At 65.5% G+C, this 15,204-nt stretch carries 18 protein-coding genes; 10 read left to right on the top strand and 8 right to left on the bottom strand.

Annotation, left to right across the window (positions count from 1 at the left end; translation table 11 throughout):
- Positions 1 to 128 precede the first annotated feature (128 nt).
- Entirely contained in the window at positions 129 to 716 is a 588-nt protein-coding gene (locus FLL57_RS04215) for a hemerythrin domain-containing protein (RefSeq protein ID WP_142882221.1), read from the top strand.
- Between the two features lie 80 nt (positions 717 to 796).
- Here the strand turns inward: FLL57_RS04215 and queD are convergent, their stop codons facing one another.
- A complete protein-coding gene (gene queD / locus FLL57_RS04210) occupies positions 797 to 1,159 on the bottom strand; it encodes a 6-carboxytetrahydropterin synthase QueD (protein WP_013503531.1) in 363 nt (120 codons plus the stop codon).
- 219 nt (positions 1,160 to 1,378) lie between these two features.
- Positions 1,379 to 1,594, bottom strand: coding sequence for a hypothetical protein (locus FLL57_RS04205; RefSeq protein ID WP_013503532.1), 216 nt, complete (start codon positions 1,592 to 1,594; stop codon positions 1,379 to 1,381).
- A gap of 374 nt (positions 1,595 to 1,968) precedes the next feature.
- Here FLL57_RS04205 and FLL57_RS04200 point away from each other — a divergent pair, with 374 nt between their 5' ends.
- Entirely contained in the window at positions 1,969 to 3,183 is a 1,215-nt protein-coding gene (locus FLL57_RS04200) for a GGDEF domain-containing protein (RefSeq protein ID WP_142882220.1), read from the top strand.
- A 37-nt stretch (positions 3,184 to 3,220) separates the two neighbouring features.
- Here the strand turns inward: FLL57_RS04200 and FLL57_RS04195 are convergent, their stop codons facing one another.
- Positions 3,221 to 3,916 (bottom strand): urease accessory protein UreH domain-containing protein, encoded by a 696-nt coding sequence (locus tag FLL57_RS04195; RefSeq protein ID WP_013503534.1) that lies wholly within the window; start codon positions 3,914 to 3,916, stop codon positions 3,221 to 3,223.
- Between the two features lie 103 nt (positions 3,917 to 4,019).
- On the opposite strand from FLL57_RS04195, the gene FLL57_RS04190 reads away from it, so the two are divergent.
- The 4 genes from FLL57_RS04190 to FLL57_RS04175 all read left to right on the top strand — a co-directional run bounded on the left by FLL57_RS04190 (position 4,020) and on the right by FLL57_RS04175 (position 8,440).
- Entirely contained in the window at positions 4,020 to 5,228 is a 1,209-nt protein-coding gene (locus tag FLL57_RS04190) for an ABC transporter substrate-binding protein (protein ID WP_142882219.1), read from the top strand.
- Positions 5,229 to 5,401: 173 nt separating this feature from the next.
- On the top strand, positions 5,402 to 6,415 hold the full coding sequence (locus tag FLL57_RS04185; RefSeq protein ID WP_142882218.1) for an aldo/keto reductase: 1,014 nt from the start codon (positions 5,402 to 5,404) through the stop codon (positions 6,413 to 6,415).
- Positions 6,416 to 6,549: 134 nt separating this feature from the next.
- On the top strand, positions 6,550 to 6,948 hold the full coding sequence (locus FLL57_RS04180; RefSeq protein ID WP_047307320.1) for a hypothetical protein: 399 nt from the start codon (positions 6,550 to 6,552) through the stop codon (positions 6,946 to 6,948).
- Between the two features lie 274 nt (positions 6,949 to 7,222).
- Complete coding sequence (locus FLL57_RS04175) at positions 7,223 to 8,440, top strand: ABC transporter substrate-binding protein (protein WP_142882217.1); 1,218 nt, start codon at positions 7,223 to 7,225, stop codon at positions 8,438 to 8,440.
- Positions 8,441 to 8,602: 162 nt separating this feature from the next.
- Here the strand turns inward: FLL57_RS04175 and FLL57_RS04170 are convergent, their stop codons facing one another.
- The 5 genes from FLL57_RS04170 to FLL57_RS04150 form a co-directional block, all read right to left on the bottom strand.
- Positions 8,603 to 8,959, bottom strand: coding sequence for a type II toxin-antitoxin system RelE/ParE family toxin (locus FLL57_RS04170; RefSeq protein WP_013503539.1), 357 nt, complete (start codon positions 8,957 to 8,959; stop codon positions 8,603 to 8,605).
- A 5-nt stretch (positions 8,960 to 8,964) separates the two neighbouring features.
- Positions 8,965 to 9,252, bottom strand: coding sequence for a type II toxin-antitoxin system ParD family antitoxin (locus FLL57_RS04165; protein WP_013503540.1), 288 nt, complete (start codon positions 9,250 to 9,252; stop codon positions 8,965 to 8,967).
- A gap of 179 nt (positions 9,253 to 9,431) precedes the next feature.
- Positions 9,432 to 10,121 (bottom strand): ABC transporter ATP-binding protein, encoded by a 690-nt coding sequence (locus FLL57_RS04160; RefSeq protein ID WP_142882216.1) that lies wholly within the window; start codon positions 10,119 to 10,121, stop codon positions 9,432 to 9,434.
- Positions 10,114 to 11,340, bottom strand: a complete 1,227-nt coding sequence (locus FLL57_RS04155; RefSeq protein ID WP_142882215.1) for an ABC transporter permease — start codon at positions 11,338 to 11,340, stop codon at positions 10,114 to 10,116. Before FLL57_RS04155 ends, FLL57_RS04160 begins: the two co-directional genes overlap by 8 nt.
- Positions 11,337 to 12,599 carry an efflux RND transporter periplasmic adaptor subunit gene (locus tag FLL57_RS04150; RefSeq protein ID WP_142884161.1) on the bottom strand — a complete coding sequence of 421 codons (1,263 nt, stop codon included), beginning with the start codon at positions 12,597 to 12,599 and terminating at the stop codon, positions 11,337 to 11,339. Before FLL57_RS04150 ends, FLL57_RS04155 begins: the two co-directional genes overlap by 4 nt.
- A gap of 152 nt (positions 12,600 to 12,751) precedes the next feature.
- Between FLL57_RS04150 and FLL57_RS04145 the strand changes: the two genes are divergently transcribed.
- The 4 genes from FLL57_RS04145 (at position 12,752) to FLL57_RS04130 (ending at position 15,199) form a co-directional block, all read left to right on the top strand.
- Positions 12,752 to 13,753, top strand: coding sequence for an alpha/beta fold hydrolase (locus FLL57_RS04145; RefSeq protein ID WP_047309833.1), 1,002 nt, complete (start codon positions 12,752 to 12,754; stop codon positions 13,751 to 13,753).
- 77 nt (positions 13,754 to 13,830) lie between these two features.
- Complete coding sequence (locus FLL57_RS04140) at positions 13,831 to 14,145, top strand: hypothetical protein (protein WP_047309830.1); 315 nt, start codon at positions 13,831 to 13,833, stop codon at positions 14,143 to 14,145.
- Positions 14,146 to 14,244: 99 nt separating this feature from the next.
- On the top strand, positions 14,245 to 14,472 hold the full coding sequence (locus FLL57_RS04135; protein WP_013503546.1) for a DUF3222 family protein: 228 nt from the start codon (positions 14,245 to 14,247) through the stop codon (positions 14,470 to 14,472).
- On the top strand, positions 14,462 to 15,199 hold the full coding sequence (locus FLL57_RS04130) for a transglutaminase-like domain-containing protein (RefSeq protein ID WP_013503547.1): 738 nt from the start codon (positions 14,462 to 14,464) through the stop codon (positions 15,197 to 15,199). The genes FLL57_RS04135 and FLL57_RS04130 overlap by 11 nt, the downstream gene beginning before the upstream one ends.
- The last annotated feature ends 5 nt before the right edge of the window (positions 15,200 to 15,204 follow it).

Raw genomic sequence — 15,204 nt, 5'->3', positions numbered from 1 at the left:
GACTGAGAGCCGCCTGCGTCCCATTGATCTAACGCAAGGATTGGCGGTCGATTGGACGTATTTTGCGGTCGCGAAGGTTTGCCGCAAATCTTTCCGTGTTTGCGGATAGCGACATCGAGGTCCCGGCCATGTCACGAATCATTGAAATGCTGAACGAAGAGCACCGCAACATCGCGCGCCTGCTCGACGTGCTCGAACGCGAGCTCAGCGTCTTCGATCGCCGCGAACGCCCCGACTACGAGATCTTTCAGGCGATCATTCAGTACTTCAAGGAATATCCTGAAGCCTGCCATCACCCGAAGGAAGACGTCGTCTACCAGATCCTCAAGGAGCGCAGCCCCGCGGTCGCCGGAACGGTCGGCGACATCGAGAAGGAACACGAGCTGGAGGTGGATCGGCTCGCTCACTTCGCCAAGGTGGTGGACGATGTCCTCGCCGATCAGGAACTGCCGCGCCAGACCTTCCACGCCGCCGCGCAGGACTTCATCGAGCACCAGCGCCGCCACATGCTGAAGGAAGAGCAACTGCTGTTCCCCGCCGCGCTCGAAACCCTCACTCCCGAAGACTGGTCCAAGATCGACTCGCGGATCGACGATCGCAAGGACCCGATGTTCGACGGCGAGACCGCGAGCAAATTCCAGAATCTATACGCGACCATCCTGCGCTGGGAGCAGGAGACCGAAGCCGAGCGCAGCAAGGCGCCAGTGCGCGCCTGATCGGCACGGGCTGCCCGCCCTGCCGCTCCCTCCCGGAACGGGCGGCGATCGAGCCGCCCCGATGATCAATCGTCTTCTGATCAGTCGTCTTCGCCGGCGTAGTCGGCCCAGCAATCCGAGGTCTCGTATACCCGCACGCCGCAGAGCTGCGGCAGCTCCGGCTTGGTCCGCTGCCAGATCCAGACCGCGATGTTCTCGGCGGTCGGATTGTCCAGCCCCTCGATCTCGTTGAGGCAGTGGTGGTCCAGCCGCTTCAGCAGCGGTCCGAACGCCGCCTCGATCTCGAAGAAATCCACCACGAAACCGGTCAACGGATCGACCGGGCCGCTGAGCTGCAGCTCGACGCGATAGGAATGCCCATGCATCCGCTTGCAGCGGTGGGTTTCCGGCACGTTGGGTAAATAATGGGCGGCTTCGAAGCGGAACGCTTGGGTGATCTTCATCGGTTTCGGGGGTTGGGGCGGCGGGATGCGGCCGCGAGGTCGGCGGACCCTATAAGAGCGGCTGTCGCATTTGAAGCCGCCTATGCCCCTAAACCGGCGGCTGGGCAAGCCCTGCCGGCCGCAATGCCGCCCCTCCGCGACGACGCCATGCCGCGGCGGAGCCGTCACCGGTCCGCATCGGCCGGCGGAGGCGCCCGTCGATGGGCGCCTCCGTGGCAGTTATGCCTTAGCCTTCTTGGCCTTCTTGGCCGTTTTGGCTTTCTTCGCCGTCTTGGCTGTCTTGGCCTTCTTCACGGTCTTCTTGGTCGCCTTCTTCGTCGCTTTCTTGGCGGCTTTCTTCGTCGCCTTCTTCGTGACCTTCTTGGCGGCCTTCTTCACCGTCTTGGCCTTCTTGGCCTTGGCGACGGTCTTCGCCTTCTTGGCTTTCTTCGCCATCTCGTCCTCTTGAGCTGATGGATACTAACGCCACACGAGACGGGACCGGACTCGCCGATCGTGCAACCGCCTCCATTTTGATCCGAACAGATTCGCTGCCTGTTCTAGCGGCTGGCGAAAGTATTTCGCGTTGTTATCCACAATTGTTCGCTTATTTCGCGCAAATCGTCAGCGTTAATGCGAAGTGAACGTCCGTCCTCGCCGCAATGCTGCGGCGCCGTTCACTGATTCAAAACCAACTCGTATTTTTGCGAAGCCTGATCAGATTCCGTTAAAGGCTCTCGGCGCACCCTCGGCTCAACTTTAGGAGTATCCATGGGACGGCGGGACGCAGTCATCGGAAGTTCGATCACTTCCTGCGACCGGAGACACGCATGTTGAGCATGCCGACCCTCTGGCTCGTCTTCCTGATCAACTTCGTCGCGCTGGGTCTGGTCTGGATCCACGTCACGCGAAGCTATCCGAACTTCACGCCGGCGCGCTATATGACGGCGGCCTGTTTCGTACTCGCGACCGGCTCGATCGTCGGCATGCTGCGGGTGACGATCAACGTCGAATTCTCACTGATTGTCGGCGGCACGCTGGTGGTGTTCGCCTGTTGCCTGTCGGCGATGGGGATGTTCGAATTCTATCGACGCCCGGTGCCCTGGAGGCTCGCGCTTGTCGTCACCGGCTCGGTAGCGATCGGACTGAGTTTCTTCGTCTTCGTGGTCGACTCGATGGCGATGCGGATCGTGGTGTATTCCATGGCCCAGGCGGCTCCGATCGTCGCCACATTGCCGCTGGTGATGTCGCGTACCGGCCGCCGCAACCCCGGCGCTCGGATGGCCGCGGTGATCGCCAGCCTGATCCTGAGCGTCTATCTGATCCGCTCGATCGCGGCGCTGATGGGCATCGGCGGCGAACTGTCGATCGTCAACTTCAACGATTTCCAGGCGACCCTGGTGCTGGCGCTGGTGTTCCTGTCGATGACCTGGAACTTCGCCTTCGTACTGATGGCGATCGACCGGCTGCGCTCGGAGGTCGAGACTCTGGCGCTGCTCGACGATCTCACCGGTGTGTCCAATCGTCGGCATCTGCTGCAGCGGATGTCGGAGCAGTGCGCGATCTCGATGCAGACCGGCGAGCCGTTCACGGTGCTGGCGATCGACCTCGACGGCTTCAAGGCGATCAATGACGGTCACGGCCACGCAGCCGGCGACGAGTGTCTGCGGCGCTTCTCGCGTGCCGCGCAATCGCGGCTGCGCCCCGGCGACCTGTTGGCGCGCACCGGAGGCGACGAGTTCTGCGTGGTGATGCCGGGCACGACGCTGCGCGAAGGCGCGATGATCGCCCGCCACATCGTCGAGGAAAGCCGCGCGGCGTCGGCGCAGGGCGATGCCGATATCCGCATCGCGGCGTCGATCGGCGTGGCGCAGTGGACCCGGCAGATCGGGATGTATCCGGAGCGCCTGATCGCGGCGGCGGACGCCGCGCTGTACAACGCCAAGAAGCTCGGCAAGGATCGCTACGTGGTGTACGAGCCGGCCCCCGAACCGCTGGCAGACGCTCTCCTCCCCGCGCCGGAGACGCTGCGCAGGATCGCGTGACGCCGAGCCGGCGAGTACCTGCCGGCGCCGACGTCCGTCAGGCCAGCAGCGTCGCGTGAATGGTGCCGAAGCCGATTGCGATCGTGAGCACACCGACGGCGACCTGAAGGACGCGGTTGGCAACAGTCAGCGACCGCGCCGAAATCACCAGCGGCACCGCGATCACCGCCGACAGCGCTCCCATCCCGACCATCGAACCGATCCCGAACAGCGCGACGTAGAGCAGCCCCTGTGCCGGGCTCGGCGCCTGTGACACCGCCAGCACCAGCAGCGCCGCCGAACCGGCCATGCCGTGCATCAGCCCGACCAGCAACGTACGCCAGCGGAAACCGTGGACGTGATGATGCGCGGCCGGCCGGTCGTGGATCAGCCGATCGGCGTGGCTGTGAAGATGGACGTGGCGGACGCCGTCGTCGTGCTGATGGACATGAACGTGGACCCGGTCGCGCCACAGCCGCCAAAGCAGATGGCCGCCGAGCGCCACCAGCATGAACCCGACCGCCCCTTCGAGCGGCTGTGCGACCTGTTCGGGGATCGACTGCCCGATCACCAGCGCGACGCCGGCAAACAGAAAAAGCGTGAGCGTGTGGCCGAGCCCCCAGGTCAGCCCGTGCTTGACGATGTCGGCGACGCCGCTGCGACGCGCCGCGATCGTCGACACCGCGGCAATGTGATCGACCTCGAGCGCGTGCTGCATCCCGAGCAGAAACCCCAAACCCAGAATCGCGAACATCGGTCCCCGGCCGTCGCGCCGCCGGCAAATTGCGGCGGCGGCAGAATGGTGTAAGTTTCGTCAACACAACACGGCCGCAGAGCCGGAACAAGGGAGAAACGGAATGATCGCCAAGTCGATTGCGACGGCGATGATGACGGCTGCGCTGCTGTCGTCCTCCGCTGCCCGCGCGCAAGTCTCAGACGACGTCGTCAAGCTCGGCATCCTCACCGACATGAACGGCCCGGCCTCGACGCCGACCGGCCAAGGCTCCGTCACCGCCGCGCAGATGGCGGTGGAGGATTTCGGCGGCACCGTGCTCGGCAAGCCGATTCAGGTGATCGTCGGCGACCATCAGCTCAAGCCGGACATCGGCGCCACGCTGGCGCGGCGCTGGTATGACGTCGAACAGGTCGACCTGATCCTCGACGTGCCGGTCTCCGCGGTCGGCCTCGCGGTGCAGAACATCGCCAATGAAAAGAAGCGGCTGTTCATCACCCAGTCGACCGGCGCGGCGGATTTCCACGGCAAGTTCTGCTCGCCTTACGCGATGCAATGGGTATTCGACACCCACGCGCTCGCCGTCGGCACCGCACAGGAAGTGGTCAAGCGCGGCGGCGACACCTGGTTCTTCATCACCGACGACTACGCCTTCGGCCAGTCGCTCGAGAAGGACGCCGCCGCGATGGTCACCAAGAGCGGCGGCAAGGTGCTCGGCTCGGTGCGGCCGCCATTCGCGACCTCGGACGTGTCCTCGTTCGTGCTGCAGGCGCAGGCCTCGAAGGCGAAGATCATCGGCATCGCCGCCGGCCCGCCCAACAACGTCAACGAGATCAAGACCGGCGGCGAATTCGGCATCTTCAAGGGTGGCCAGCAGATGGCGGCGCTACTGGCGCTGATCACCGACGTGCATTCGCTCGGCCTGCCGACCGCGCAGGGTCTCTTGCTGACGACGTCATTCTATTGGGACATGGACGACAACACCCGCGCATGGTCCAAGCGCTATTTCGCCAAGATGGACCGGATGCCGACGATGTGGCAGGCCGGCGTGTATTCGGCGACGCTGCACTATCTGCAGGCGATCAAGGACGCCGGCACCGACGATCCGCTCAAGGTCGCCGCCAAGATGCGCGAGAAGCCGATCGAGGATTTCTTCGCCCGCAACGGCAAGCTGCGCGAGGACGGGCTGATGGTGCACGACCTGATGCTGGTGCAGGTCAAGAGCCCAGAGGAGTCGAAATATCCCTGGGACTACTACAAGATCTTGACCAAGATCTCCGGCGACGACGCCTTCGGGCCGCCGGATCCGACCTGCCCGCTGGTGAAAAAGTAGCGCGCCTCTTAACGCTTAAAGCGTCGGCTCAAGGCACTTCCTCTCCCAGTCATTGCGCGCGAAGCGAAGCGATCCAGCCAAGTGCTCGGCGCTGTATTGCTTCGTCGCTTCGTTCCTTGCAATGACGGGTGTATGTATTCGGTTATTGCACTTTCGCGCGAAGGACTTCTTTCATGGAATACCGCCCGCTCGGCCGCAGCGGCCTGAAGGTGTCGCCGCTGTGCCTCGGCACCATGATGTTCGGCGGCGCCACCGACGAGCCGACCTCGGCGCGGATCATCGACAAGGCGCGCGACGGCGGGATCAATTTCATCGACACTGCCGACGTGTATTCGACCGGCGGCTCCGAGCAAGTGGTCGGCCGCGCGATCGCGGCGCACCGCGAGCACTGGATCCTGGCCACCAAAGTCGCCAACCCGATGGGCGACGGACCGAACCGCGCCGGACTGTCGCGCCGCCGCGTGATCCAGGCCGCCGACGACAGCCTGAGGCGGCTCGGCACCGACTGGATCGACATCTACTACCTGCACCGCGAGGACCATGCGACGCCGCTCGATGAAACGGTGCGGGCGATCGGCGATCTGATTCGCGCCGGCAAGATCCGCTATTTCGGCGTCTCGAACTATCGCGCCTGGCGGGTCGCCGAGATCTGCAACATCTGCGACCGCCTCGGGATCGACCGTCCGGTGGTCAGCCAGCCCTATTACAATGCGATGAACCGGATGCCGGAGGTCGAGCACATTCCGGCCTGCGGCTTCTACGGCCTCGGCATCGTGCCGTATTCGCCGCTGGCGCGCGGCGTGCTCACCGGCAAATACGCGCCCGACGCGGAGCCTTCCAAGGACAGCCGCGCCGGCCGCGCCGACAAGCGGATGCTGCAGACCGAGTGGCGGCCGGAGTCGCTGAAGCTGGCGCAGCAAATCCGCGCCCATGCCGAAGCCAGGGGTGCCACCGCGGGACAGTTCGCGGTCGGCTGGGTGCTGAACAACGCGCTGGTGACCTCGGTGATCGCCGGCCCGCGCACCGAACAGCAGTGGGACGACTACGTCCGTGCGCTCGACTATAGCTTCACCGCCGAAGACGAGGCGCTGATCGACACCCTGGTGGCGAGCGGCCATCCCTCCACCCCCGGCTACAACGACCCGGCCTATCCGATCGAAGGCCGCCCCGTGCGCCACGCCGGCTGAGCGCTTGCCCGGCTGCCGGCCAAAGTTGCGGCCGATCAAGCCCAAACGCTGCGACGGACCGTAGTCTCGGCCCCGACAAGCGGCCGCGCGATCGTCGCTGCCTGCGAACCGCACTAGAAGCCGGGAGACCGCCCATGACCAGCCCCCATTTCCATGCCGTGATCTGGATCGACCACCGCGAAGCGCGGGTGTTTCACTTCAACCCGTCCGAGGCCGACAAGCTGGTGGTGCACGCCGACAATCCGAACCGCCACATCCACCATCACCGCGCGGTCGGCTCGGGTCACGAGGCGGTGGACGAGCATTTCCTCCACGCCACCATGGAGGCGATCGCCGATGCGGGCATCGTGCTGATCGTCGGCCCGGCCCAGACCAAGCACGCGCTGGAGAAATACATCGCAGATCACAACCCCGCCCTGAAGGCGAAGATCGCTGCGGTCGAGACCGCCGATCACCCCAGCGACGGCCAGATCGTCGCCTACGCCCGCAAGTACTTCAAGGCCGAGGACCGCACCACGCCGCAGACGCGGTAACGCACCTTCTCGTCGGCAATGGCGCGGCCGGAGTTCATCGCTGGCTGCGAGGCCGCCCTCCACGGCCTGTCGTAAATTCCGCGCGAAGCAAATTATCACCTCCTTCGCGCATACCGGCAGCGGCGCTGTGCCATTGCCGATCGTATTGGCGCGCAACACGTCCCATGCGCGTGATCGATTCACACGATCGGCATTGCGCCCTCGGCCCGCACATGCCTAGTATCGCCGCCGTGACGATCGAAAAGATCGCGCCAAGAAAATGGGATGGAAACAGATGAAACTTTTCGGACTTGCGGCCGTCATCGCGGCGACGTCTTTGCTCGCCCCCGGCGTTGCGCTCGCACAGAAATCCTACGGTCCGGGCGCCAGCGACACCGAAATCAAGATCGGGAATTTCGTGCCCTACAGCGGTCCGGCGTCGGCCTACGGCATCGTCGGTCAGGTCCAGAGCGCCTACGTGAAGATGCTGAACGAGAAAGGCGGCATCAACGGCCGCAAGATCAATTTCATTTCGTATGACGACGCCTACTCGCCGCCGAAGGCAGTGGAACAGACCCGCAAGCTGGTCGAGGGCGACGAAGTACTGTTTCTGTACCACACCCTCGGTACGCCTTCGAACACCGCCGTCATGAAGTACCTGAACCAGAAGAAGGTGCCGCAGTTGATGCTGTCGAGCGGCGGCACGCGGTTCGGCGACGATCCGAAGACCTATCCGTGGACGATGCCGTTCAATCCGCCGTATCAGGCGGAGGGACGAATCTATGCGAAGTGGATCATGGCGACCCACCCCAACGCCAAGATCGCGGTGCTGGTGGCGAACGACGATTACGGCAAGGACATCTACAAGGGCGTCAAGGACGGGTTCGGCGCTAAGGCCTCGATGATCATCTCGGAGGCGACCTACGACATCACCGATCCGACCATCGATTCACAGATGGCCAAGCTCAAGGCTTCGGGCGCCGATCTCTTCCTCAATCTCTCCACGCCGAAATTCGCCGCGCTGGCGATCCGCAAGATGGGCGAACTCGGCTGGAAGCCGATTCACGTCCTGAACAACGTGTCGTCGTCGGTCGGCGCGGTGATCAAGCCGGCCGGGATGGAATATGCGCAGGATGCGATCACCGCGAGCTACGTCAAGGATCCGACCGATCCGACCTGGAAGGACGATCCGGGCGTGAAGGAGTGGGATGCCTTCCTGCAGAAGTACATGCCGGGCTCGGATCGCTCCAACGGCCTGTTGCTGTATTCCTACGGCGCGGCGCAGACGCTGGAACACATTCTGAAGCAGGCCGGCGATAATCTGACCCGCGAGAACATCATGAAGGTCGCCACCAGCCTGAAGGGCTACGCGCCGGCCTCGCTGCTGCCCGGTATCACCATGAACACCTCGCCGACCGATCACTTTCCGATCGAGCAGATGCAACTGATGCGCTTCAAGGGCGATCGCTGGGAGATGTTCGGCGAGGTGCTCGAGGCGAGGGTTACGAACTAACGCAGCCGCAATAGCGACGGCCGATGCGCGGGCCAGACATCGGCCCGCGCATCTCGCTTTTGGGCCGAGGCGCCGGACGATGACGGTGGAGTGTGATGCCAGCGCTGAGGTTGGCTACGACCTCCAAAACAATCAGCTCGCATAGCCGCGGGCATGTCCCAGCTAATCGGTCTTCTCGTCCGGTGCGGACGGGACATGGCGGCGGAGGTCCATGCTGTCGTGTAGAATTCGCACGATCTCGATCGTGCGGCCTGATGTGGCCCGATATAGCAGAAAATGGCTACCCCGGCGGCCATGTCGGGCAACGTGGAGCGTGCGAAGTCCGACCAGAATTTCGTCCCGGGCGCGGGAGGAGACAACATCGGGACCACCGGCAAGCTCCCCAATCGCCGCAATCAGTGTATCGCTGTAGATGCGCGCTTGCCGCGCGCCGAAATTTTCGGCGGTCCATTTGAGGATGTTGGCAAAGTCGAGCTCCGCGACGGCACCGAGACGGACCTGCCATTCCGGCTCGGACATAACGGCTACTCTTCCGTTCGGGAAACGACGCTGTCCGAGAGCTCGCTCAGGTAGGTCTGCAATTCTCCGATGTCTGCGAACTCCTTGAACTCGCCCCGATCCAACGCCGCTATACCTGAAAGGGCGGCAGCTCTCAGTGCCTCCAACCTGCCGGCATCTTCCGCCTCACGCTGTTCGACCAGCCGCAGTCCATCGCGCAAGACCTCGCTCGCGTTCTGATAGCGGCCAGACTTCACCAGGGCGTCGAGCAACTCTTCCTGGCGGTCCGTCAGCACGACATTCCTGGTTGGCATACATCCTCCAGCACATTCCGAGCGATCACGCGATTGGCATAATATGCCATAGAGCATTGAGCACTTCTATCCGGAAGATCGGCCGCCCGCTGAGCACCGGGCGCCTCATACGGCCGCAAGCTGACCTTGCAACCCGGAACATGGGATTCCGATCCTTCGAGCTGACAACGCCGCGGTGACTACGCGCCCTCCCCCGCGATCCGCCCATCCACCACGCGCACGATCCGGTCGCACCTTGCGGCCAGATCGTCGTTGTGGGTGACGAGCAGAAACGTGGTGCCGCGTTCGCGGTTGATCTCGCGCATCAGTTCGAACACGTCGTCGGCGGATTTGGTGTCGAGGTTGCCGGTCGGCTCGTCGGCGAGCACCAGATCGGGGTCCATCGCCAGCGCGCGGGCGACCGCGACGCGCTGCTGCTGACCACCTGACATGTTGGAAGCGCTGTTGTTGCGCCAACGGCTGAGCCCGACGCGGTCGAGCAGTTCGTCGGCGCGCTGCTCCATCGCCGTATCGGGGCGGCCGCGATCGACCAGCATCGGCATCATCACGTTCTCGCGCGCGGTGAATGCCGAGATCAGATAGTGATACTGGAACACGAAGCCGATGGCGTGGCCGCGCAGATGCGTCAGTGCCGAGTCGCCGAGCTGCCCGGTGTCCTCGCCGTTGATCAGCAGGCGGCCGCCGGTCGGGCGGTCGAGCAGGCCGATGATGTTGAGCAGCGTCGACTTGCCCGAGCCGGACGGCCCCATCAGCGCCAGGAAGTCGCCGCGCCGCATCGTCAGGTCGATGCCGTGCAGCACCTCGGTCTCGACCGGCGTGCCGACATTGTAGGATTTCCGGATTCCATCGAGCTCGAGAACGTCAGCCACGGATCGCCACCACAGGATCGAGCCGTGCGGCGCGCAGCGCCGGAGCGATCGCCGCGGCGACGCCGGTCGCAGTGGCCAGCACCGCCGCCCAGCCGAACAGATCTGGTTCGAGGATCAGCGGAAACAGTTCGCTGCCGTCGACCTGGCGCGCGGTGCGATGCCAGGTGAACAGCGCCAGCGCACCGAGCGCCGAGCCTAGCACCGAACCGACGAAAGCGAGCAGCCCGCCCTGGATCAGGAACACCCGCAGGATTTGGCCGCGCCGCGTGCCCATCGCGCGCAGGATCCCGATGTCCTTGGAGCGCTGGATCACCGTCACGATCAGCACCGCCGCGATGCCGAACGCCACCGACAAGCCGACGAACAGCCGGATCAGCGTGTTGGAATTCTGCTGCGCCTGCACCGCGGTGAAGAACTGCGCGTTGGTCTTGATCCAGCTATCCGCCTTCACCCGCAGCATCGCCTGGATTTCCTGCGCGATGGTCTCGGCGGTGTAGATGTCCGCCACCGTCAGATCGATCGAAGTGACGCCGCCAATCAGCCCGAGCATGCTCTGGGCGTTGCGCAAGGTGACGAAGGTGTTGCGCTGGTTCGCGGCCTTGTTGCCGAAATCGAAGATGCCCTTGATGGTGAGGATGCGGTTGCCGGCGAGCGGCGTCGACACGATGATCTTGTCGCCGAGCGACGCGCCGAGATCGCGCGCCAGCTCGATGCCGATCAGGATGCCCTCGGTGGTGACCTGCGCCTCGCCGGCGACGATGAAGTCCGGCACCTTGACGATCTTGAAGTAGATCTCCGGTTCGATGCCGTACAGCGTCACGGCGCGGCTGGTGTCGCCGCGCAGCGCAAGCGCCGAGCCGGACGCGGTGGCGGCGGCGTAGACGACGTCCGGCCGCGCCTGCATCTCGGCGCGGATCTTCGGCCATTGGTCGATCGAGATCATCCGCTGGGTCGGGCGCTGCACCACCGCGGCTTCGACCGTGCCGGGCTCATCGCGCAGCGGCCGCGCCACCTGATCCGGCGGCAGCAACTGGATCTGCGGCACCGAGGTCAGCACCCGCTTGATGAAATTGGCCTGCAGCCCGGCCAGCATCGCCGACATGAACACGATGACGCCGACCCCGATCGCAATGCCGCCGACGATCACCAGCGTCTGCACTGCGCCGTCGAGCAGGAACCGCACCGCCGCGATCCACTCGAACGGCAGCCAGCGCTTCATTGCAGCACCGCGCGAATGCGCTGATCCGGGACGACTCCGGTGGCGAGCGGAATCACCCGGTCGCCGGGCACGAGGCCGTCGATCACTTCGTAGAAGCCGACGCCGCGCAGGCCGAGTTTGACCGGCTGGCGTACCGCCCGGCCGCCGCTCGCCTTCAACACATAGGGCGCCGCTGCGGCGTCGTTCACCGCGCGCGCCGGCACGATCACCACATCGTCGCGCCGCGCGGTGGCGATGTCGACCGACACCGTCATGTCCTGGCGCAGATAGTCCGGCGGATCGTCGACCTTGAGCTTGATCTCGACCGAGGCGCGGTTGATGTCGACCGACGGGTTGATGTAGCTCAGCGTCGCGTCGAACCGCTTGTCCGGATAGGCGTCGGCGGACGCCAGCGCGTGCTGGCCGAGCGCGAGCTGGCCGAGATTCTTCTCGTCGATCTGCACCACGATCTGGATGTCGCCCGCCGGCGCCAGTACCAGCAGCGCCTTGCCCGGCTGCACCACCGTGCCGCGCTCGACCGCACGGGTGATCAGCACGCCGTCGCGCGGCGCCACGATGGTGGCGTAGCCGAGCCGCGCCTGCGCGGTGTTGAGATTGGCGAGCGCCTGGCTGAGCTGGGTCTCGGCCATCACGAAATCGCTGCCGCCGGGGCTGGAGGTGAACACCTGCAGCTCGGCGGTGCGGACCTGGGTGCGGGCGACGTCGAGATTCTTGGTGGCGTCGTCGAGCGTCGCCTTGGTGCCGTAGCCGGAGGCTGCCAGCTTGGAGGCGCGCTCGTAGATCGCCTCGGCGTTGAGCAGGTTGGCCTGGGCCTGCTTCAACGCTTCGTCGGCGGCCGGCTTGGTGAGTTCGCGGAGCTGTCGCACCCGCGCCTGCGCCTGCGCCACCGCGCCTTCGGCCTGCACCACCCAGGCCCGCAATTCCGACGCCTCGATCGCGACGAGCTGCTGGCCCTGGTGCACCTGCTGGCCTTCTTTCACCAGCACGTCCTTGACGGTGCCGGTGATCTGGCTGGCGATTTCGACGCGATAGGGAGTTTCGATGTGGCCGCTGGCCACCACGGTCTGGACCAGATTGCCGCGCTGCACCTGCACCGCGACCACTTCCGGCCCGAGCAGCAGCCGGCCGACGCCGAGCCCGGCCACGATCAGGACCACGGCAAAACCGAGCACCGACCATTTGTGACGCCGCAATGCGCCGGCCCAGCGGGCAGCCAGATGCGGCCGCGGCGCGTCGATCTGCTCGGTTTTCTGCAACATCATGATCCGCGGTCGATCACCCTGTCGAGACCTAGCCTCCGAACCCGGGAGGACCATTGCGAAAGATCAATTGCGGCATCACGCCCGCGTGCTCAACTTCGCAGATTGCCGCGGAGTCGTCCGCGGCCGATCGCCTGTGGCCGAAGGATGCGATGACGACTCTGATCTTGCTGGCGCTGAGCGTCGTCGCGCTGTTCACGGCGGCGGGCTGGGTGTCGTGCCGGCTGGCACGCCGGCTGGAGGCGCGCTATCCGCCCCGCGGCGTGTTCATCAACGCCAACGGCGTGCGGATGCACGCGCTCGATCTCGCCCCGGCCCGCCCGGCTGCTGCGGCCCGGCCGACGGTGCTGCTGCTGCACGGCGCCAATCTGTGTTGCGAAGACATGCGGATGTCGCTCGGCGAACGGCTGGCGCAGCGGCTGCGGGTGATCATCCCGGACCGTCCCGGCCAGGGCTACAGCGTCACCGGCACCGGTCCGGTCGCCTCGCCGGCCTATCAGGTGACGCTGATCCGCGAGGTGCTGCGCGATCGCAACGCCGGACCGCTGATCGTGGTCGGGCATTCGTTCGGCGGGCTGATCGCGCTGCGCTACGCGCTCGACAACCCCGATACCGTCGCCGGCCTTGTGCTGATCAATCCGACCACGCATCCGCGGCCGCAGGGGCTGCCGCTGTTCCAGCGCGCCGCCGAAGTGCTGATGAAGCCGCTGGTGACCTATACGCTGCTGCCGCCGCTATCGCTGGCGATGATGAAGCGGATCTCGGCGCGGATCTTCCGGCCCGAGACGCCGCCCGCCGACTATGCCGAGCGCAGCCGGCTGGCGCTGGCGCTGACCGCCAAGCGGTTCGCCGCCAGCCTCGAGGAATATGCCGGGCTGCGCGATCAGCTCATCGACCACGTCCCGCGCTACGCCGCCATCCAGGTGCCGACCGTGATCGTCGCCGGCACTGCCGATCCGGTAGTACCGCCGCAGGTCCATGCCGAGGCGCTGGCGCAGGCGGTACCGCAGGCCCGGCTGCTGCGGCTGAACGGCGCCGGCCACATGGCGCATCACGCCCACGCCGATACCATCGCCGCCGAGATCGAGCGGCTGGCCGACGCCGTGGCGGGGCGGACCGCTCCGGCCCGGGCCGAGGCCGCGGAGCGGAGCTGACCCGGCGAGGATCGGATCCGCCATGAAACTCCCGCGGGCCGGCTGCGTTCCTGTTCGGGAACGAACCGGAGTCCGCCATGACCGCCGCAAAACTGATCTGTGCCGTGACCATCGTGTCGATCGCGAGCGCCGCACCGGCGCTGGCCGGCGCTAAGCATCGCCTTCATCATCACCATCCCCACCATGGCTACGCCGCACCCGCCGATCACCCGTTTCTGCACCCGGACTTTCGCTTCCATTTGCCGTCACGCGCGGCCTACAGCCACAATTTCGGCCCGCCGGTGTGGCCGGATCGGACCTACGCGACCTATGACGGACCGTTATCGGCGCTGTGCGGCCAAGGCGCCGCCGCCTATCGCGGCCAGGACGGCCGTCGCTATCCCTGCAACTGATCGCACAGCCGAACCGCCAGGCTCGGTTGCAACGGCCGCCGAACGGCGGCACACTTCCACGCCGGCCGCCGGCCGCCACGCGTTTCACGGAACCGACCAATGACTGACACCACCGCCGAAGACGTTCGCAAAATCGCCACCGCGCTCCTCAAGACGGCCATCGAGATCGTCTCCGAAGAGGACGGCGGCGCGCACAATCAGTGCAAATTGTGCGGTGCGTCCGTGCCGTGGCTGCAGACCGGCGACGAAATCCAACATGCTCCGGATTGCCCGGTGGTGATCGCCCGCAATGTGCTGTCGGCGCGGCCGAAACTGCATGCGGTCTGAGCCTCGCGCCGGCGGCGCCGAAGCCGCCGCGGCCAAGGCCGCGTCCGAGATCGCGGTCTGCCTGGCACCGGCGGAATTCATCGACAGCGACCACCCCGAGGTGATCGCCCGCGCAACGCAGGCGACGCGCGGCGCCGAAACGCTCGCCGACAAGCTTCGCGCGCTGTACCTGACGGTGCGCGACGACGTCCGCTACGATCCGTATGTCGACTTTTCCAGCCCGGAGATTTTCCGCGCCTCCAGCGTGCTGCGCGCCGAGCGCGGCTATTGCGTCGGCAAGGCTTCGGCATTCGCCGCGCTGGCGCGCGCCTCCGGGATTCCGGCGCGGGTGTGCTTCGCCGACGTGCGCAATCACCTCGCCACCGAGAACCTGACCCGAACGATGGGCACAGATCTTTTCGCCTGGCACGGCTACGCCGAATGCTTCACCGGGCCGCGCTGGGTCAAGGCGTCGCCGACCTTCAACCGCACGCTGTGCGACAAGCTCGGCGTCGCGCCGCTCGACTTCGACGGCTCCTCGGATGCGGTGATGCAGGCGTTCGACAACAACGACGCGCGGTTCATGGAATATGTCCGCGAGCACGGCGCGTATTTCGACGTGCCGGTGAAATTCGTCCAGGCCGAGATGAAGCGGCAGTACCCCCATCTGGCGCAGCAGGGCAGTCTGCGCGGCTCGATGGAAGATGAAGCTGCGCTGGATGCCGCCGCACGCGCGGCTCGACGCTGAGTTTT

It is taken from the genome of Rhodopseudomonas palustris, assembly GCF_007005445.1.
In the GTDB taxonomy this organism is placed as follows: Bacteria; Pseudomonadota; Alphaproteobacteria; order Rhizobiales; family Xanthobacteraceae; genus Rhodopseudomonas; species Rhodopseudomonas palustris_G.
Note: the sequence above shows the minus strand (reverse complement) of the source record. Positions and strands in the feature narration are given on the sequence as shown.